The sequence below is a fragment of the Ruminiclostridium papyrosolvens DSM 2782 genome (assembly GCF_029318685.1).
Lineage (GTDB): Bacteria > Bacillota > Clostridia > Acetivibrionales > DSM-1351 > Ruminiclostridium > Ruminiclostridium papyrosolvens.
Map to the genome: position 1 here is coordinate 3880932 of NZ_CP119677.1, position 19652 is coordinate 3900583.

The 19652-nt window shown below is 38.1% G+C and carries 17 protein-coding genes; 3 read left to right on the forward strand and 14 right to left on the reverse strand.

The features are described 5' to 3' along the window. Positions 1–11: 11 nt before the first annotated feature. From P0092_RS17395 to P0092_RS17410, 4 genes are all read right to left on the reverse strand, one after another. A complete protein-coding gene (locus P0092_RS17395; RefSeq protein WP_004616014.1) occupies positions 12–1094 on the reverse strand; it encodes an ABC transporter permease in 1083 nt (360 codons plus the stop codon). A gap of 10 nt (positions 1095–1104) precedes the next feature. Continuing rightward, positions 1105–2652: an ABC transporter ATP-binding protein gene (locus P0092_RS17400; RefSeq protein WP_004616013.1), complete on the reverse strand. Its 1548-nt coding sequence runs from the start codon at positions 2650–2652 to the stop codon at positions 1105–1107. A 32-nt stretch (positions 2653–2684) separates the two neighbouring features. Continuing rightward, positions 2685–3908, reverse strand: coding sequence for a BMP family lipoprotein (locus P0092_RS17405; RefSeq protein ID WP_004616012.1), 1224 nt, complete (start codon positions 3906–3908; stop codon positions 2685–2687). A gap of 192 nt (positions 3909–4100) precedes the next feature. Further along, positions 4101–4829 (reverse strand): GntR family transcriptional regulator, encoded by a 729-nt coding sequence (locus P0092_RS17410; protein WP_004616011.1) that lies wholly within the window; start codon positions 4827–4829, stop codon positions 4101–4103. Between the two features lie 474 nt (positions 4830–5303). On the opposite strand from P0092_RS17410, the gene P0092_RS17415 reads away from it, so the two are divergent. Then, complete coding sequence (locus P0092_RS17415; protein WP_004616010.1) at positions 5304–6266, forward strand: LysM peptidoglycan-binding domain-containing protein; 963 nt, start codon at positions 5304–5306, stop codon at positions 6264–6266. A gap of 94 nt (positions 6267–6360) precedes the next feature. Here P0092_RS17415 and P0092_RS17420 read toward each other — a convergent pair whose 3' ends face one another. From P0092_RS17420 to P0092_RS17465, 10 genes are all read right to left on the reverse strand, one after another. Beyond that, entirely contained in the window at positions 6361–7014 is a 654-nt protein-coding gene (locus tag P0092_RS17420) for an HAD family hydrolase (protein WP_004616008.1), read from the reverse strand. A 44-nt stretch (positions 7015–7058) separates the two neighbouring features. Further along, on the reverse strand, positions 7059–7748 hold the full coding sequence (locus P0092_RS17425) for an MgtC/SapB family protein (RefSeq protein ID WP_004616006.1): 690 nt from the start codon (positions 7746–7748) through the stop codon (positions 7059–7061). A gap of 16 nt (positions 7749–7764) precedes the next feature. Further along, the gene (locus tag P0092_RS17430; protein ID WP_004616004.1) at positions 7765–8556 is read right to left on the reverse strand and encodes a glycerophosphodiester phosphodiesterase family protein; all 792 of its coding nucleotides are present in this window, start codon (positions 8554–8556) and stop codon (positions 7765–7767) included. Positions 8557–8587: 31 nt separating this feature from the next. Beyond that, a complete protein-coding gene (locus tag P0092_RS17435) occupies positions 8588–10258 on the reverse strand; it encodes a ribulokinase (RefSeq protein ID WP_004616002.1) in 1671 nt (556 codons plus the stop codon). A gap of 29 nt (positions 10259–10287) precedes the next feature. Further along, positions 10288–11364: an erythritol/L-threitol dehydrogenase gene (locus tag P0092_RS17440; protein ID WP_004616000.1), complete on the reverse strand. Its 1077-nt coding sequence runs from the start codon at positions 11362–11364 to the stop codon at positions 10288–10290. A gap of 48 nt (positions 11365–11412) precedes the next feature. Further along, positions 11413–12300 carry a sugar phosphate isomerase/epimerase family protein gene (locus tag P0092_RS17445; protein WP_004615998.1) on the reverse strand — a complete coding sequence of 296 codons (888 nt, stop codon included), beginning with the start codon at positions 12298–12300 and terminating at the stop codon, positions 11413–11415. Positions 12301–12325: 25 nt separating this feature from the next. Next, positions 12326–13201 carry a sugar phosphate isomerase/epimerase family protein gene (locus P0092_RS17450; protein WP_004615997.1) on the reverse strand — a complete coding sequence of 292 codons (876 nt, stop codon included), beginning with the start codon at positions 13199–13201 and terminating at the stop codon, positions 12326–12328. Positions 13202–13281: 80 nt separating this feature from the next. Then, positions 13282–14709: an ABC transporter substrate-binding protein gene (locus P0092_RS17455; RefSeq protein ID WP_004615995.1), complete on the reverse strand. Its 1428-nt coding sequence runs from the start codon at positions 14707–14709 to the stop codon at positions 13282–13284. Positions 14710–14781: 72 nt separating this feature from the next. After that, complete coding sequence (locus P0092_RS17460; protein ID WP_276186981.1) at positions 14782–15519, reverse strand: carbohydrate ABC transporter permease; 738 nt, start codon at positions 15517–15519, stop codon at positions 14782–14784. A gap of 95 nt (positions 15520–15614) precedes the next feature. Further along, positions 15615–16559, reverse strand: a complete 945-nt coding sequence (locus P0092_RS17465) for a carbohydrate ABC transporter permease (RefSeq protein WP_004615991.1) — start codon at positions 16557–16559, stop codon at positions 15615–15617. A 551-nt stretch (positions 16560–17110) separates the two neighbouring features. Between P0092_RS17465 and P0092_RS17470 the strand changes: the two genes are divergently transcribed. Together P0092_RS17470 and P0092_RS17475 are read left to right on the forward strand one after the other, a co-directional pair. Beyond that, positions 17111–18139 carry a LacI family DNA-binding transcriptional regulator gene (locus P0092_RS17470; protein WP_004615989.1) on the forward strand — a complete coding sequence of 343 codons (1029 nt, stop codon included), beginning with the start codon at positions 17111–17113 and terminating at the stop codon, positions 18137–18139. 63 nt (positions 18140–18202) lie between these two features. Continuing rightward, positions 18203–19576: an FAD-dependent oxidoreductase gene (locus tag P0092_RS17475; protein ID WP_004615987.1), complete on the forward strand. Its 1374-nt coding sequence runs from the start codon at positions 18203–18205 to the stop codon at positions 19574–19576. Positions 19577–19652: the final 76 nt, after the last annotated feature.

Here is a 19652-nt window from a genome sequence, read left to right on the forward strand (position 1 = left end):
ATCATCTACCTCTATTTATTAAAGTCTGTACTTGAAGACTTCTTCCATAATAATTTAACTTTCTCAAACAAATGAAACTGTTCATTAAAGAACTTTACAGATAGTAGCAGTATCAGAATGCCCTGAATAACACCTACGATGTCCTTTGGAACATTGGTAAATACTCCGATATAGTCACTTCCGGTTTTCAGAGCTGAGTAGAATACAGCTGCCACAAGAATTCCTACAGGATTATGACTGCCAAGAAGCGCTATCAGCATACCATCCCAGCCCAATCCCGGACTTCCGGAAAAATCAAGAGTAAACCGATACTTTTCGCTCATGAGGAATCCGGCACCTGCCAAGCCGCTAATTGCACCACTTATAAGCATTATGATAATAATCTTTTTGCTGACATTCATACCTGTGGCTTCTGAAAACTCAGGGTTTTTACCTATTGCTTTTATTTCATATCCAAGCTTTGATTTATTGAAAACTATATACATGATTACAAAAACTATAAGTGCTATAAAGAAGAATACCGTAAGATTAGAGCCGAATATTTTTTTGAACATTGCACTTTCCTCTATTGGATATGTTGAAACATATCCCGAGGCCGGATCTTTGAAAACTCCCTGAGAAAGAAACTTTACTATTTCTACAACTACATAGTTGAGCATAAGTGTTACAACCATTTCATTAACATTGAAATATGCTTTGAGCAGTGCAGGAATAAGTGCAAAAAGCATTCCCACAACAATACCTGTCAGTACACACAATCCAATATGAAGTACAGGAGGTAATCCCTTTACGGTAAATCCCACAACTCCCGCGAAAAACGCACCCAACACAGCCTGACCTTCAACACCCATATTAAAAATATTTGCCTTAAAGGTTATTGCAATTGCAAGACCGGTTAATATTAAAGGAGCTGCAAAGTGCAAGGTTTTTAAAAGTCCGTCCAGACTAAAGAGAGATTTTTTAATCATTACGGAATATGTCAAAAAAGGATTTTCACCTATTGCCGCAATTATAATCCCTCCTAATATAAGGGCACTGATTACCGGAAATAAAACATTAAATATATTTTTTAAAAGTGTATTATTTTTCTTCATAAATTCCCTCTTATTCTAAGGATAGTCCCGCCATAAGCAGTCCAATTTCAGTGCTGTCGGCTTTCTTACCTTCAACTTCCCCTACAATACGCCCTTTGTACATAACTATTATCCTGTCACTCAGGTTCATTATCTCGCTAAGTTCGCTGGATACAAGCAAAATGGCTTTGTTTTCACTTCTCAAATCAAGAATCTTATTATGGATAAATTCAATGGAGCCTATATCAACACCCCGGGTAGGCTGGCTTACTATTAGTACCTTTGGGTCCGAGTCAAACTCTCTTGCTACAATTATCTTCTGGGCATTTCCCCCGGACAGCTGTGATACATTTCCGTTCTTTTCAGCTACTCTGATATCATATTTTTCTATAAGCTTGTTACTGGTATTTTCAATTTCATTTTTAAGAAGAATTCCATTTCTGCATACCTCTTTATTGCCGTGATACCCTGCTATAATATTCTCAAAGATTGTCATATCCTTGCACAGCCCCTGAGCATATCTGTCTTCGGGAACTATTCCGATACCTGCTGAGCGCAAGTCACTTGGCCATTTATTTGTTATATCTTTATCATATAAGCAAACCGAACCTTCCGTTGCTTCCATCAAGCCCGAAAGAACTCGCACCAGTTCACTCTGCCCGTTTCCTTCTACCCCTGCAACTCCTAAAATTTCACCTTCTTTTATTCTAAAACTAATATCCTCAATAACTTTCTTTCCGAAGTTATCCCGGGTGGACAAATGGCTGACTGAGTAGGCAAACTTATTTTCGCTTACATCTTTATCTTCCTTGCTTACGTTCAGTATTACTTCACGTCCCACCATCATTTTGGCTATTTCAGCCGAGTTTGTATCGTTTGTTGCTTTGCTTCCCACAACCTTGCCTCGTTTTATAACTATAACCTTGTCGCTGACTTCCATTACTTCACGTAGCTTATGGGTAATCAGTATTATTGTCTTCCCCTGCTTTTTAAGTTCCTTGAAGCTTAGCAAAAGCTCATCCACTTCCTGAGGAGTAAGCACCGCAGTAGGCTCATCAAATATAAGTATGTCTACATTGCGGTAAAGCATTTTTAAAATTTCCACACGCTGTTTTGCTCCTATGGAAATGTTCTCAACAATATCGTCAGCCTTAAGCTCAAACTTGTAATCTTCAATTATCTTCTGAACTTCTTTTTTCTCAAAGTTTTTGTTTATAATGGGGGTACTAAGCTTAATTTTTTTAGACAAGTTTATCTTTTTGTTTTTTTCCACACCAAGTAGTATGTTTTCAAAAACAGTCAGGCTGGGCACCAGCTTAAAATGCTGATGCACCATACCCAGGCCACAATTAATGGCATCTAATGAAGACCCAAATGAAACGTTTTTTCCATTAACTATGAGTTCCCCGCTTGTAGGACGCTGAAGTCCGAAAAACATATTCATCAGAGTTGTTTTTCCAGCCCCGTTTTCCCCTACTATTGCGGTTATTTCGCCTTTACCGATGGAAAGGTTTATATTATCGTTAGCAACAAAATCGCCATATTTTTTTGTTAAATTAACAGCTTCTATTGCATACATATTGCCGCCCTCATTCTGGTTTATTTTTATTTTTAGTCGTTTGGCATTTTTAGATTTGCAAGCTTAGTTTTATCAAATTTCTCTCCGGCCTGTGCATTTGTAACCTTGATTTCTCCACTTGCTATCTTTTCAGAAATGGTCTTGAGCTTACCCTTTATTTCATCCCATTTAGCTTTTCCGTCAGCAGTAATCTTTGACTCGATAACACTTAAATCAGTGATTCCTGTAGCACCTGAAGCAAGATTGTAGCTCAGTACTTTTCCGTTAACCTTATCCATAGCACTATCCTTAAAGTTCTTTGCTATTTCAAATACAGGTACTTCTGTGTTCTTTAAAACACTTGTAAGTATATTTCCGGGTTGGTTTGAGTCCTTGTTTGCGTCTACTTCTACTGAAAGCTTTTTAACTTCTTTAGCTTTGGCGTCTACTCCATCACCTACTGCACCTGCAACTGCATATACTATGTTTGCACCATCTGAATAGTATGTGTTTGCTTTTGTTGCACCGGCTGCTGAATCACTGAAGCCTGCATTATAATCACTGTAGAAGGTATAATTTACATTAAGTTCTTTTGCTACATAGTTGATACCTTCTGCAAAACCGTATCCGAATACTGTGATACCGTTTGATTTTGAACCTCCAAGGAAGCCTACTTTTCTTCCTGCATCGCCGGAAGTAAATGAATAATCTGCACTATTAAACAGCTTAGAAGCATTTTCATTTACCAATGTAGCTAATGCACCAGCCATAAAGGATGCTTCATGTACATCAAAGAGAACTGAAACAACGTTTTTATGTTTTACACTTCCGTCATCGTTTACGTTTGGATTGTCATTAAATATTACAAATGTAGTGTCAGGATATTGTTCAGCAATTGGCTTGCTTCCTCCAACTCCTTTAATTAAAGCGTCAAAGTTATATTCAAGGCTGAAAATAAGCTTGAAACCTGCACCTGCCAGTTGTGTCAAGCTTCCCGGTATATCGGTAGTTTCAACAACCTTATAATTTATTCCCAAATCCTTCTTTGCTTTTTCAAGACCGGCAATTGCTGACTGGTTGTATCCTTTGTCGTTAGGGCCTGCTGCTGAAGTAATCAGTGCTATCCCGGGGCCTAAATCGGCAGTACCGGAACTTGCTGCATTAGTACTGCTGGCAGTGGAATCACCAGCTTTGGAATTTGAACAGCCTGTAAAAACCATTGTTACCAGCATAATCATTGCGAGCAGAAAAGACAGTTTTTTTGTAATTTTTTTCATGTTGACCTCTCCTCCGATAATATAGTGTTATAGTTTTGATATATAATAATTTTAGAAGCCTAAGTCGCGATCTTAGATCCTCTTTTTATAAAAGCCATGGCATAATTGATTTTTGAGTGCAGGAAACTAAGCCATAGCATATTATCTTACTTGGCATTTTTACTTACTTTTTACTAATTTGAAATTTAAGTATTATTCATGTATCTGGTTAATATAAAATTTAAACTTGTCCGACCTGTAGAAGCTTTTAAAAGATTCTATAGGTATTTCCCTCCCATTTACCATTCCATATGTTATAGCCTTAAATAAAAGTACAGGATCTCCCTCTTTTACCCGAAGCTCTCTGGCAACCTCATCAACCGCCAACACTGCCTCAATGGTTCTTGTTGCTTTTGTGATTTTTGTACCGTATTTCGTTTCAAGTACTTTATAAATGGAGTCAACTCCGAAATCATATGTGTCTATTAAGGGAAATAACTTGCATGGTAAGTACGCAGTTGTCAGGTTAACAGGTTCATTATTTGCATAGTATACACGCTTAACTTTATATACCTTGTCCCCCTGACTAAGTTGCAATTTCCTGAGCATAACTTTGTCAGCCTCAATAACCTCTGACTTTAGAAGTCTCTTGGAAGGAGTCATTCCCAATTTTAAAATATCTTGAGTACAACTGGTTATAGAAATCAAATCCTGATCCAGAGTATCTTTTTTAACAAAAGTTCCCTTACCTTGAATACGATAAAGGTATCCTTCGTTAACAAGATCATCTATTGCCTTTTTAACAGTTATCCTGCTCAACCCAAAAACACCCATCAATTCTCTTTCACTTGGAATAAGGCCATCGGCACCGATTTCCTCATTATTAATCATTTCTACTATTTTTTGTTTCACCAAATAGTATTTAGGTACCATTCCGCTCACGATTATCCCCCTTGAATGTCCTTGTTATCATAATATTATATTGTTATGTTGATATGTCCACTTACATATTATATTATTTATAGCCAAAAGTCAACATGATTCGACATAAATTTTATGTGCACTTTCACTATAAACCGTATTAATAATATTGTTAATTATAGTATTTGTTATTTGCTCTGCTTCTATTAATTTTTTAAAACAATTTCAGTATATGGAAAATAAAATAATATCTATTATATTATATTATTGCTTATATTCCACCAAATTTCTTCATAATTTCCCAGCATATTACTTGAAGAAATAGTTAATTTGTTGGTATAATTAACCTATTGCTTGGTGAAATTCGATATATTAAATCTATAATACTTCAATTCTAATTCAGACTAAAATATTTAACTAACTTGAGGGGAGGATAATTTATATTACGGGAGATTATTGAGCACCAATGCAAAATATATTCTAGGGGTTAAAAATATGAAGATTACAAAAAGCATTTCTTTAGCATTGTTGTCATTATCATTATTACTATGCACAACAATCCCGGCAGCAGCTTCAGTAGTTCCTGCAGACAAATATACTTATACTTTGTCCGGTCAAGTGGGAACTCAATCAGAAAAAATTGAGTTTGAAAACACCGACGGAGAACAAACGTATAACGTTATTCTTGTTCAAGCCGATACTGAAATTAAGTTTACACCTAAAGAGAATATGTCTGCAGCAGTAAGAGCATATGATCCCGACGGCTACTATTCAGGAACCGTAATGTGGACAATAAATGGCTCCGAAGAAGCTGTAACTGATCTAGAAGCAAATAAAACGGCTACTGCTACTCTTGTTAAGAATTTCTTTGGGCTTAATAATCCTTACTACATTTTCAGTTTTGGCAACGGTAAAGATACTACAACTATTGTTTATAAGATTTCTGACAGTGCACCAAAGCCCACTCCTACTCCTACACCTACACCAAAGCCTACTCCTGCACCTACACCAAAGCCTACTCCTACACCAGCACCAAAGCCTACTCCTACACCAGCACCAAAGCCTACTCCTGCAACTAAGCCCGCTGCAACTGCAGGCAATGTTACTTACAAGGTGCAACAGGGAGATACATTGGCAACCATCGCATTAAATAATTATGGAAGCTACAAATATCATACAAAAATATACAATGCAAACAAAGCTGTAATTCAAAAGAATAAAAACCGTTTAGATGTTGGTATGACACTTGTTTTACCAAAAGACGGATTACTTCCTGCACTCAAAGTAGGAAGCGGAGATAAGGTTTATACCGTTAAAGCAGGCGATACACTTGGTAAGATTTCAGCTAAGTTTTACGGTAACTCAAGCAAGTACAAGAAGATTTACGAAGCAAATAAGAATAGAATAAAGAATCCTAACATGATTTATGTAGGACAGAAAATCGTAATAACAAAATAAGTAATGCCTTTAAAAGCAACATAAAACAGACCCTATAAACTAAGATTTAGTTCTTTTAGTTTATAGGGTCTGTTCTGTTAAATTTATATAAAAATTAAATATAGTTCTTTACCTGTATAAGCTCTTGAATAATTGCATCAGCCAGGAAAAGATCCTGAACTCCCGATGTGAGATTTCTGTAACCAATACATGTTATTCCGGCCGAAGCCGCTGCCCGAACCCCGGATGCGGAGTCTTCTATAGCAATAGTACTATCCTTTTTTATTCCACTGATAGAAAGTACTTTTTGATAAATATCAGGACTTGGTTTCTGAAACTTTACTTCATCTCCTGTAACGGAGTAATCAAAATATCCACTTATATGGAAATATTCCAGTACACGACTAATGTAATACCGGTTGGAGGATGAAGCAATTGCGATCTTGTAATTATTCTTTTTGAGTTCACTTAACAACTGCTCAAGTCCATTTGTAGGCTGTATTTTTTGTTTCTTAACATAATCCAGAATTAGATTAAACTGGCGCAATTCCAGTTCTTCCTGATTTGCATTTAGATTGTTTTCTTTTATGATTTTAGTCCACAAGTCCTTATTTGGCTTACCTACGTATTCTTTGAGATTAAATGTCTCATTTAGTCCATAGCTTTGTAAAATCTCCAATTTTGCACGGTAATGCAGAGGTTCACTGTCAAATATAACTCCATCTACATCAAATATGACTAAATCTTTTTTACGTTCCACCGTATTCATTTTACCACCTCAGACCTTTATTTTTACTTTTTAACTTTACATAATTAGATTTCATGAATACAGTTCAGTGCTTCGGCTTGGCTAAGGTATTGTAAAACCTCTGTGTGGGGACGGTTTTCCTTTGATTTTACCGAAAGTAGAACAGACATTGCCTTTTTCTCCTCACCTTTATTCTTAACAATCTGAACATCCATGACATCAATAGAGTTTTTCTTTGCCAGACTGAGAAACGAACCCAATCCCAGTGAGTTTTCAAATTCCAGATACAGATGCAGCAGATTTGATTTCTTCCGCATTAAATTATCCATCTTATGCAAAATAGTCATAACGAAAAATATAGTAGTACCACCCAAAATTGCACCTTCGTAAAAACCGATACCTATGGACAAGCCGATACAGGCTGAAGCCCACAATCCGGCAGCCGTAGTCAAGCCTCTGACCTGATTTCTTCCGGTGATTATTATTGTTCCGGCACCCAGAAATCCGATTCCGCTGACAACCTGAGCCCCAAGTCTGCCGATATCTCCTGTATGATATGTTTGGTAAATGTATTGATTTGTCATCATGACAATTGTTGAACCCAGACATACAAGTATGTATGTGCGAAAACCTGCAGGGTGGCGTTTACGTCCCCTTTCAAATCCTAGAATTCCGCTGATTACTACAGAAAGAAAAATACGTACGCAAATGGAAAGTACATTTATATCTTTTAATATAGCTAATTGGCTAATCAATCCGTAAATCACCTTCTTATCTATTGCCTTTTAGCATCTGACTGTGCCATCCTTTCTCTTTCAATATTTTAAGTGCAGGAAGCGGGTTGTTACAGGTCATGAGCCTTGCACCGCAGCGTATGGATTCATAAACCAGCTCATCAGTGTCAGGGCAATAGGACCACGGTAGTATTCCAAGGTTTTCAAACTCCTTCACACGCTCGGGAGTTATTATTTTCATATCAATACCTACTGCAAATAATTTTGAATAAGTCCCGGTTTCCCCATCAACAAAGTTCTCCATTTTTTCCTTTGGAAAGCCCTGAACCCTTACTCCATAGGAGTCGTACATATAGGCTGCAATAAAAGCATCAAAGCAAGTAAAGACACATCGATGCATTAAGCCGTATTCCTTTAATACTTCCATAGCTAAATCCACTGTTTCATAAGTCTTTTCCTTAATTTCTGCATTCAAAAGAATATTCTCATATGGTTGAACCAGCTCACAGAATTCACGCAGTGTTGGTACTTTCAACCCTTCAAATGCTTTGCCAAATTTCCCGCCTGCGTCCAATTCCTTAATTTGTTTCAGCGTCATATCATGGATATATCCCTTTCCATTCGTGGTACGGTCCACAGTTCTGTCATGCATTATGACAACAACTTTGTCTTTAGTCAAATTCATATCAAATTCAATCATATCAACATTCATTTCCAGCGCTTTTTGTATACTAAGTAGAGTATTTTCAGGATAAAATGCGCCAACCCCTCTGTGTCCTGCAACTAATATGCGCTCTTTATCCAACAACCTGTCTATGATTTTCCCCATATCCAAAAATACTTCCTTTCAAAAATTACATTTAATAAGATGTAGTTTTCTTAATATTTTTCAAACGCTTTATTACACTGTCATTATCTTTTCCGAAATAATCATGAAGTTTTGAATACTCCTGATACAGCAATTCATATGTTTTGCTGTTTTCAGCGTGAGGAAGGTATGTATTTTTTACTCCTCCGCCCATAGCATTTCCTGCTTGTTCAATTGTGTCGTATCCTCCATGTGCACCTCCTGCCGCAACAGCTCCAAACATTGCAGCACCCATAGCAGTTGTCTGCTTTGATGCTGTTACATGAACAGGCATTTGTATGATATCTGCAAAGGTTTGCATCACAAAGGGACTTTTTTCAGCTATACCTCCCGTTGCATACAACTTTTCTATTGTAACCCCGTGTTTTTTAAAGGTGTCAATAATCATACGTTTTCCATATCCCACAGCTTCCACTAATGCCTTATACATTTCGGGAGCAGTGGTAGTAGTGGTCATTCCAAACATTACACCTGTCAAATCCACGTCCACCAGAACAGAACGGTTTCCGTTCCACCAGTCCAATGCAAGCAAACCACTGCTTCCCGGCTTAATTTCTGAGGCAAGCCTGTCCAGATATGCTGTAACATGCATTCCTTTTTCTTTTGCCTGTGCTGAAAATTCTTCCGGCACACAATTTTTTGTAAACCATGCAAAATGGTCTCCCATACATGATTGTCCGGCTTCGTAACCGAAATATCCCGGAAGAATTCCGTCTTCACAAATTCCGCACATTCCCGGCACCTTTATATTCTGTCTGCTTGCCATCATATCGCAGCCCGATGTTCCTATAACCATCAGCATTATATCAGGACCTGTAATACCGGCACCGGGAACAGCGGCATGTGCATCTCCGCAGCCTACTGCCACAGGAGTTCCCACTGGAAGCCCTGTCCATTGAGAACTGCTTTCGGTAATATAGCCAGCTTTACTTCCAACAGGGTATATAATTCTTGACATTTTTGTATCAATTACATGTTCAAGTCTTGGGTCAAGTGTTTTAAAGAAATCCTTGGAGGGATACCCCGTTTTCTTTTGCCAGATTGCTTTATAACCAGCTGTACAGCTATTCCTTTTTTCTTCACCAGTAAGCATCAACGTTATCCAGTCTGATAGCTCCATAAACCTGTCGGCAGCTTCATATATTTCGGGAGCTTCATTGAGTATCTGCCATATCTTAGGGAACATCCATTCAGAAGATATTTTCCCTCCGTAAAATTCAAGGAATTCTTCGCCTCGCTGTGCTGCAATCTCATTGAGTCTATTGGCTTCATCCTGTGCTGCATGGTGCTTCCACAGTTTTACATATGCATGAGGATTATCCTTAAATTTGTCCAGCATACACAAGGGAGTACCATCCTTCAAAGTAGGAAGCATTGTACATTCCGTAAAGTCCGTACCTACACCGATAACTTGTGAAGGGTCGATGCCTGACGCCTTGAACACATTTAACAATGTTGTGCTTGCGCATTCTATATAATCAGGAGGATATTGCAGAGCCCAATCTGCTTCCAGCTTTGTAGTTCCGTTTGGAAGTTTTCTTTCCATAACTCCATGTGGATAATCCATGGAAGATGCTGCTTTAATTGTCCCGTCCGATACATCAACTAAAATTGACCTGGCACTTAGTGTTCCAAAGTCAATACCAACAACATACTTTGACATCTGTTTACTATTTCTCCCTTCCATTTTGTTTAGAAAGTGATACAAACCTTGAAATCACCATATTTTCCTGTTGCATACTCAAATGCCTTTTCCCATTCCTCAATTGGGAAGCAGTTTGTTATAAGTCCTTCTGTTTTTAATTTTCCATTATTAATGTTTTCAATTACAAAAGGGTAACAATAAGGGCTGAGATGTGAGCCCAGAAGATCAAGTTCCTTGCTGTCTCCGATAATTGACCAGTCAACTGTTGTCTCCTGACCAAATACACTGAACTCTACAAAGCGACCCAGCTTACGTATCATTGAAAGTCCCTGCTTAACGCTGGACGGATGCCCTGTAGCTTCTATATAAATATCACATCCATAGCCTTCGGTAAGCTTTAAAACCTCAGCTACTACATCCTGATTTTGAGGATTGAAGACCAAATCAGCACCGAATTCTTTAGCTTTGTCTAATCTGGATTGAACCATGTCCAATACAATCAATAATTTAGGATTTTTCATTCTTGCATAGGTAATCATCCCAAGTCCCAAAGTTCCTGCCCCTGAGATAACCACAACATCGTCGCAGCCAATTTGCCCACGGTCAACACAGTGCTTTGAGCATGCATACGGTTCAATTAGCATTGCTTTATCAAGAGGCATTTCTTGTGGAACTTTATGGACAACTGAGGTCTTTGGATAGCGTACATATTCTGCCATACCACCATTATTATCACTCTGGAACCCAAAAATATTGTGAGGCTGGCACATCCAATAATGTCCATCCTTGCAGAATCTGCACTCTCCGCATGGAACAATCTGATCTGCAGTAACTCTATCACCAATTTCAAAACCTTTAACGTTTTCTCCTATTGCAACGATTTTTCCTAGGAATTCATGCCCGGGAATAAACGGCGGTTTTACCCATGAAGGCTGGCTTTCATCGCCCCAAAATTTAGGAGCACCATGCTGGCATTTTAAGTCCCCTGCACAAACGCCGCATCCTTCTGTTTTAATAATTATATCATCTGGGCCGCATTCCGGCGTAGGGTATGCGGTTTCAAATCGGTAATCACCAAGCCCGTAGGCTACTAGAGCTTTCATAGTCTTTGGATAGTTTGACATAAACATCTTCCTTTCTTAATGTATAATATTTATTTTAAAGGTGAATTCTTATAAGCTATTGTAAAGAGATATGCTGTACTGACCAATATCGTATGCGTATTTGGCTGCAATATCTTTCATACTTTCAGGCATATTTTTTGTAAAGCCGTATACTTCATATGTGAAATCGCCTGTATAATTTGTATCTTTTAATGCTCTAAGAGCTTTTTCCCAACCTACCGTACCCATAAAAGGCAGGAAGTGCAAGTCGCTGATGCCCGTATTATCGTTTACATGAAGTGCAACTATACGGCTGCCAAGTGTTTTGATAGAATTGGACTCATCATAATACAGACGGTTTCCATGTCCAAAATCCCAGCAAACACCTATACGGGAATCCTTGTAGGAATCTACTAACATGCAAAGTTCTTCGGCTCTTGCAGAAAACTTCCTTCTCTGGGGGTATTCGATCATATTTTCATAAGCTATGCTTACTCTATTTTTCAATGCAAGCTCAATAATTGAATCATAAAACTCATGATTGAACCGGACACTTGCTTCATCGTCAAATTCTTTTTCAATACACTGTGTAAATGGATGAACTACCAACCACTTTACCCCAAGCATACTGCTGATTAACACGCTTCTGCGTGCGAATTTATAATAATCTTCTTTCTCCAAATCACTATTCCATTCCGGCATGTATCCCGGATTATAAGGCAAATGGGCTTGTGAAAAATCGATTCCCAGTCTATGACTTTCTTCAATAATTTCATCCACATATCTTTGCCAGTCATCTTCGCTTAATTCAGTTCTTGTGAAAAAGAATTCCGTAAAGCTGAAGTCAAGCGTTGTAAAACCTGCCTCCCTGCATCGGCGTATTGATTCCAAATACGGTGTATGCAGTCCGCCATCCCTGCGTTTTGAAAAAAGATTAGTAGAAGTTGCCAGACGCATAATTTTACTCCCCTTCTATTTGATATCAGCACAATGAAAGCAGATAATTTCCTACATCAACACTAAAGCGTGCACTTGGAATTTTTAAGCCTTCCGGCATATAATTGTTTATTCTTATTTCATATACCAAATCGCCTTCATACCCGATTTTAGTTAGTGCCCTCATGACTTTTTCCCATGGAATTGTTCCAAGGAAAGGAAGAAGATGCAAGTCATCCTGACCGAAATTATCATTTACGTGAAGGGCCTTTATACGACTGCCAAGCTTTTCTAGAGCAGGAATCTGATTTGAATAAACACGGTGTCCATGTCCTGTATCCCAGCAAACACCAACCGGCGCACCTTTGTAGGAGTCAACCAGCGCTATCAGTTCTTCGGCTGTTGCTCCAAAGCGACGTCTGTTATCCCTGTCACACATGTTTTCAAATGCAATTCCTACGTTTTCTTTAGTGGCTTGTTCTATAACCTTATCAAAATTCTCATGGTTTGCTGCAAGGTCTGCCTGCAAATTGTATTCGGCTTTATCCGTTTCTGTTACCGGGTGCATTACAGCCCATTTAACTCCCAGAATACTGCTGACGTGTATTGCACGATAGGTAAGTTCGTCAAAGCGTTCTTTTTCTTCAATGGTTTTGAAATATGCACCTTTAAAAGGACGATACGGGGGATGTGACTGTGAAAATGTAATACCAAGCTTTTCTGCCTCATTACGGATATTTTCAGCATTTTTTATCCAGTCATCGCCGTTTAGTTCTGTCTGACGGTTCAACATAGCACACATGTTTAAATCAAGAACTGTAAAGCCTGCCTCCTTGCAGCGATGCATAGATTCAATATATCCTGTGAATTCCTTTGTTTCCCTGCATTCTCTGAATAGTGAAGTCATTGTAGCAACACGCATTTTTTATATCTCCCTTCTCATACAATTTCTTAAATAAATATTTTTCTCTGCCCAAAGGCAGAGAAAAATATTTTAGTGGATTATTTTCCGTTTGCATCTAAATAGTCTTTTAATGTCATATTTACTTTTTTATCAATATTTGAAATAGTAGTTGCTCTATCCTGAGAACCTTCACTCAGCTTTATAATTTCATTCTGTACGGTAGTATCAATATCTGTAAACGCAGGAACCCATGGCTCTAAGTAGTTGGGATATTCCTTGGAGTTGTCTGCAATTTTAAGAATAATATTATACAGAGGATTTTTTTCTAGGAATGTCTTTACTTCCGGTAAATCATAAGCTTTTGAATTCATGGCATAGTAACCGGTGTTCATAAACCAGTCTCCTGATACTTTTGGGGTTGCAAGATATTTCATGAAGTCCCATGCACCAAGACGCTTATTGTCATTTCCGGCATCAAAAACATACAATGCAGAACCGCCTATACCTGTACCCTTTGTACTATTAGCATCAACACGAGGGAGTTCAGCCACACCTACGTCAAAGGTTCCGGTATTCTGAATCTTTGAAACAATTGAAGCCATTGAAGAAGTACTTGCAGTCATCATTGCATACAAACCTGATTGGAAACCTTCATTGGGACTGGCTATACCAAAATCAACACCACCTGTAGCCAGCACCTTTTCCCATTCTTTCAGGAAGTGGTCAAGGGTTCCGTCTTTTGTCATTGCAATAGCGGTAGGAGTACCTTTACGGCCGTCGGCGTTATCAAACATATACTTTTCACTGCCTTGCATTGGAATCCATGATCCCAGCAGGAAGAAACGAGTCTTTGTACCAAGACCAAAAGTTTTAATCTTATCTCCGTTCTTAACAGTCAAAGCTTTAACATATGTAGCCATTTCTTCCAAAGTTGTAGGTGCTTTATTTGGGTCTAGTCCTGCAGCCTTAAACATATCCTTGTTGTAGTACAACATAACTGATGAGTTTGAGAACGGCAAACCAAGAACCTTGCCGTTGTACATTGCATAGTGCAGTGCATTTGCATTAAGCTCACTTAGATTAATTCCGTTGGCATCCATATCAATAAAATTCTGAACAGGATAGATATACTTGCTTTCCTTTACGTCAAATATACCCTTTGAGCTCATCTGCATAATGTCAGGAAGTTCGTTTGCAGCATTAGCCTGTAATATAGCAGATAGCTTTGTAGAAGCTTCATCGTATTCTCCCTGATATATAAGGTCTACTGTGATTCCCTTTTTAGTACCTTCTGATGAGTTGTACTCATTAACCATCTTCTTTAGCTGCTCAGCGGTGTTACCTTTCATTGAGTGCCAGAAAGTAACCTTGACGGGAGCTGAAGGCAGTATATTTCCTGATGCCGACTTAGTTGCAGTAGGCTCTGTTTTTGTGCTGTCCGTAGGCTCCGAAGACCCACAACCCACAAATATGGAAGCAGACATAACTACGCTTACAAACAATGCTAAAAATCTTTTAAGTTTCATTTTCCTTTCCTCCTTTAAATTATTTATTAATATTTTCTCATTTAAAGCTATATATAAGAAATGTGTTACAATTTAACCCTTTACCGAACCGCTGGCTATACCGCGAACAATGTTTCGCTGACCGAATGCGAAAATAATTATAGTAGGAAGCAATATGATTGCTATTGCTGCAAAAATCGGGGCTTTAACGCCGGAATCATCTGCTGACAGCATCGTTATACCAACCTGCACAGTTCTCATTTCAGGTCTGTTGGTAACAAGCAGAGGCCACAGGTATGTGTTCCATACATGAACAAAAGAGTTTAACGAAAGTGCGGTAATAGTTGCTTTTGAAACCGGAACACAAATCTGAAAAAAGAATTGCAGATCCCCGCAGCCGTCAAGAAATGCCGCTTCACGAAGGGAGCCGGAAATTGTCTTGAAGCTTTGCCTGAACATAAACACCTGAATCGCTGATACAAAATAGACTGCCATGATACCTACATATGAATTAAGCAATCCCAGTTTACTTATAGTAATGTAGTTAGGGATTAAAACTGCTTCCGTTGGTATCATCATTGTACCTATTATTATGAAAAACAGAACATTTTTACCTTTGAAATTGAAAAATGCAAAGGAATACGCCGCAAACATGGAAAGCAACAATCTTACCAGTGTAACCACCACTGCTATTAGTAGTGAGTTCAGCATAAACCGGGGTACCAGTGAGTCAAACAGAACATGCTGAAAGTTATCAAAATAAGTAAAATCTTTCGGAAATATTGTCGGCGGATAACTGTCAAATGTAGCATCATCTTTAAAGCCGCACATAAAAGCATAAAAAAGAGGGAATGCAATCAATATACCTAATGCCAAAGAGAGAACCGATCCAACAATGCTTTTAGTCTTTATAATTTTATTGGCAATCAATCGTATACCACTCCTTTCTTCTCATACATAAAGTTGAACATCAGGAATATAAATGCAAGCATAAAAGTTACAATACTGGCTGTAGAACCAAGTGCGTAATTACCGCTCCTGAAACCCGTAGTATATACATAGTAAATCATTGTAGATGTAGAATTGACAGGACCGCCCTTTGTAAGAATCATGGTTGGAGCATTCATCATTATACCTGCAACCATTTGTGTACAAAAAACAAAGAAAATAGTTGGTGATGTAATAGGTATAATAATCTTGAAAACCTTTCTCCAGTAGCCACAGCCCTCAAGATTAGCTGATTCAATTAATTCGTCCGGCACATTACGTACTGCAGCCAGCAAGAGCATAAAGTTGAAGCCGATATGAATCCATACCATAATTACAGATAAAGAAGGCAGTGCCCATACTTTATCATTCAGCCAGTCTATGTTGGTTTTGTTTTGCATTACACCGATAATTTCAAGGAAGTAATTAACCAAACCTATTTTACGATGCAATAATTGTTGGAAAATATAGCAGGAGGCAGATACTGATACCGCCATAGGCAGTGCAAACAAGGTCTGATAAATATTTGAAAAAAGCTTCCTTTTGTTTGCAATTAATGCAAGAGTAAAGGGTAATATAACTGCCATAGGTACATAAATTAAGGTAAATTCAAGGGTTACCCCAATAGCATTCATAAACTCCTCACGGCTGAAAATACTCAAATAGTTTTTTAAGCCGACAAATCTTACAATCTCACCCTGTTTGTTTACAGCCGATAAGCTATATAACAGCGTTCGAATAAATGGATAATAGGAGAACGCTACCGCAAAAATAAGGATTGGTAATACAAATAAATAAGGTTTCTGAAACTCGACTATTTTTCTACCTAGGGTTTTTTTGCCCGCTATTTGTCCCCTTTCATTAAGGGATTTAGAAGTGGACATAAATAAACACCTCCCATGTTGTAAAAATTCTTCTATATAACATCAGCTGTGTTCAGATTTTTCAAAACAACAGACAATGATATCGAATAAATATAAAATTTGGAACATTCCAAATTAAATTTAAAAATACATTTTCTTTCTTTCCTTCAAATTACTATGCATAATGCATAATTTTATTAAAAATCAGCTGACTTTATTGAACAATTTGTATATATACTAATTAAAACTTTTTTGTCTGGAACGTTCTAATTTCTACTTGATGTTTATTGGAACGTTCCATTAACCTGATGTCTATATCTTAGTTCATATGATAATCGAAGTCAATACATTTTGCATAATTTTTTTGAAATATTTCTTTATTTTTTGTCGAATTATAATAATAATAATTGGTGTAATTGATAATTGAGTCAATAATATTGACATTATTAACTTCAGGTTATATAATTTGAATTGGAACGGTTTAAGAAGTTCTATCTAAGCAAGTTAAGTTAGCGATATAATAAAGTCCTCGGAGTTTCCGAGAACATACTTTCATATAAGGAGGGATTTGAATGAAGGTAACAATTCTAGACGTTGCAAGGGAAGCCAATGTTTCCAAAAGCACTGTTTCACTTGTCCTCAATAATTCAAAAGCCGTTAAACTAGAAACACAATATAAGGTACGCGAGGCAATAAAGAAACTAAATTATACACCAAATCTGGCTGCACGTGAACTGACCACCAGTCGCACACACACTCTGGGGATAGTTTTTTTAACATCGAATCATTTTAAAAAGCCATATGCTTTTGATTCTGTTGCTGAAACACTTTTATACGACACTAGCAACGGAATATATACCGGTCTTAAAAACACGGATTACGCATTGCTTACAGAACGTTTCTCATCTGTCAGCAACCCCGATGCACTGCCGTCATTGATTATGAGCCGCAGAATTGACGGAGTGTTTTTAATAGGAGGACTGTTTACGTCCGACCTTATTGAACATTTAAGACAAATTAATCTTCCGACAGTAATTATCGGTTTACAATACAACGGAACAGATTCCATCTTCTCCGAGATGGAACAGGTTGGTTATCTTGCGGCTAAGGAGCTTCTGGAAAAACATCATAAGAGAATCCTGTTTCTGAACGGTCCTGCTAACAGCAGTAATTCTCAAAAAAAGCTTTCCGGTATGCAAAAAGCTTTTTCCGAATATGGTGAAAATCCAAAGAATCTGTATGTAGTTAATTCAGGTTACGCCGGTTTAGACGGCTATAAGTCATTAAAAGAAATATGGGAATCCGGCTTACGTCCTGATGCTATTTTCGGCGCAAGCGACGGTATTACTTCCGGCGCCATGAGATTTCTGTTTGAACAAAAGGTTAATATTCCACAGGACTTGTCCATTATCGGGTATGAAAGTTCTATCCTGTCTGAATATTCACCCGTCAACCTGACTGTAATTGATGCTCATAAGGAGAAAATGGGTGAAGAAGCTTGTCGTGCACTCTTGAAGAGGATTGAAAAGCCCCGTTCAAATACTGTTTGGTTGGGGATTCCACCTACTCTGTCCCATGGTTCCTCTGTAATAGAACGTTAAATTTTGCTTACAACGTATGCTATAAAAATAATAATTCATTCAGAACAAGAGAGGAGATTTTTTATGAATATTCAGCAGTTACAATGTGATGTTGCAGTTATCGGAGGTGGACCTGCCGGAATTGCTGCAGCATTGGCAGCCGCCAGAAATGGCGCCAAAGTTTTTCTTGCAGAACGCAATGAGTATCTTGGAGGCAACATGTCTTCAGGGCTTCCTTTACTTGGTTTTCTTGATAAAAACGGAAATCAGGTAACAGGCGGTATTGCACAAGAAATTGTAGATAAATTAACATTGCGTGGTGCATGTCTCGGGCATAACCCATGCCCACTGCATAATTCCGTTACAATTATTGACTCTGAAATGATGAAAGTTCTCGCCTTCGAAATGTGCAAAGAAGCAGGAATTCAGGTTTTACTACACTGTGAGGTTATTGATGTTAATGTTGAAAACGGACGAATTGACAGGGTGTATCTCATGGGTAAAGGCATGCGCTATGATATTGAAGCTTCCGTTTTTATAGATGCTACAGGTGACGGCGATGTCGCATATCTTTCAGGTGCTACATATGAAAAGGGGCAACAGGAAACCGGGATTTTACAACCCCCTTCCCTCCTTTTCACTCTTAGCAGTTTTAATGAAGAAAATTTCTGGCGTTTCTTAGAAGAACACCCCGAGGATTTGATACCCGCTGAAAGCATGAATGTATCCAACGGGTATGATGTACAATTTTTCAGAAGCCATCCCGGCTATGTATTTCTTGGTCTGCGAAATACATTAACACGAATGAATGAGCAAAATTTAAGTCCCTTTAAAAGAGATACTCTCATTTATATTAAAACGCCACATCCGGGCCAGATTTGCATTAATGCCACACGTATTCTAAACTTTGACGGAACTGATCTCAAGGATTTAACTCGAGGCGGAGAAGAGGGTATGCAGCAAATAGTAGCCATAACTGAGTTTCTTAAAAAATATATACCGGGCTTCGAGGACACCTATGTTTCTTATATTAACAGTTCCATAGGTATTCGTGAAACACGGCGTTTTACAGGCATTAAAAAGCTTACTATAGACAATGTAACCAAGGGTGTTATTCCTGTGGACAGTATTGCTCTTGGTTCCTATAAAGTAGACATTCATAACGGTCTGAATAGTTCCACTGACCTTATTGACCTTGAAGGGCCTTATGGAATCCCTCTGGGCTGCCTAATAAGCAGTGAAGTGAACAATCTGGTACTAAGTGGAAGATGCATTTCCATGGATGCACCGTCTTTAGCCAGTGCCCGAGTTATGACAACTTGTATGGCAATTGGACAAGCTGCCGGAGTATGCGCTTCTCTTTCTACTAAAAATAATATTCTGCCTTCTTCGGTTAACAGTGCTGAAGTCAGAGATATACTGCTAAAAGAAAAAGCAATTCTTAGTATTGAACAATAATTCCATTATTTAATTAAAGCATTGACACAATTTACCCTTATCATTCCAACTTATGAAAGCACAACACGTTTACATA

What these genes read in the sequence shown, in the direction of transcription:
- P0092_RS17445 (WP_004615998.1), bottom strand. Translation starts at nt 12,300, where the DNA reads ATGCGTCTGGCAACTTCTACTAATCTTTTTTCAAAACGCAGGGATGGC.
- P0092_RS17470 (WP_004615989.1), top strand. Translation starts at nt 17,111, where the DNA reads ATGAAGGTAACAATTCTAGACGTTGCAAGGGAAGCCAATGTTTCCAAA.
- P0092_RS17460 (WP_276186981.1), bottom strand. Translation starts at nt 15,519, where the DNA reads ATGTGCGGCTTTAAAGATGATGCTACATTTGACAGTTATCCGCCGACA.
- P0092_RS17450 (WP_004615997.1), bottom strand. Translation starts at nt 13,201, where the DNA reads ATGCGTGTTGCTACAATGACTTCACTATTCAGAGAATGCAGGGAAACA.
- P0092_RS17420 (WP_004616008.1), bottom strand. Translation starts at nt 7,014, where the DNA reads ATGAATACGGTGGAACGTAAAAAAGATTTAGTCATATTTGATGTAGAT.
- P0092_RS17405 (WP_004616012.1), bottom strand. Translation starts at nt 3,908, where the DNA reads ATGAAAAAAATTACAAAAAAACTGTCTTTTCTGCTCGCAATGATTATG.
- P0092_RS17430 (WP_004616004.1), bottom strand. Translation starts at nt 8,556, where the DNA reads ATGGGGAAAATCATAGACAGGTTGTTGGATAAAGAGCGCATATTAGTT.
- P0092_RS17465 (WP_004615991.1), bottom strand. Translation starts at nt 16,559, where the DNA reads ATGTCCACTTCTAAATCCCTTAATGAAAGGGGACAAATAGCGGGCAAA.
- P0092_RS17455 (WP_004615995.1), bottom strand. Translation starts at nt 14,709, where the DNA reads ATGAAACTTAAAAGATTTTTAGCATTGTTTGTAAGCGTAGTTATGTCT.
- P0092_RS17400 (WP_004616013.1), bottom strand. Translation starts at nt 2,652, where the DNA reads ATGTATGCAATAGAAGCTGTTAATTTAACAAAAAAATATGGCGATTTT.
- P0092_RS17395 (WP_004616014.1), bottom strand. Translation starts at nt 1,094, where the DNA reads ATGAAGAAAAATAATACACTTTTAAAAAATATATTTAATGTTTTATTT.
- P0092_RS17475 (WP_004615987.1), top strand. Translation starts at nt 18,203, where the DNA reads ATGAATATTCAGCAGTTACAATGTGATGTTGCAGTTATCGGAGGTGGA.
- P0092_RS17435 (WP_004616002.1), bottom strand. Translation starts at nt 10,258, where the DNA reads ATGTCAAAGTATGTTGTTGGTATTGACTTTGGAACACTAAGTGCCAGG.
- P0092_RS17415 (WP_004616010.1), top strand. Translation starts at nt 5,304, where the DNA reads ATGAAGATTACAAAAAGCATTTCTTTAGCATTGTTGTCATTATCATTA.
- P0092_RS17440 (WP_004616000.1), bottom strand. Translation starts at nt 11,364, where the DNA reads ATGTCAAACTATCCAAAGACTATGAAAGCTCTAGTAGCCTACGGGCTT.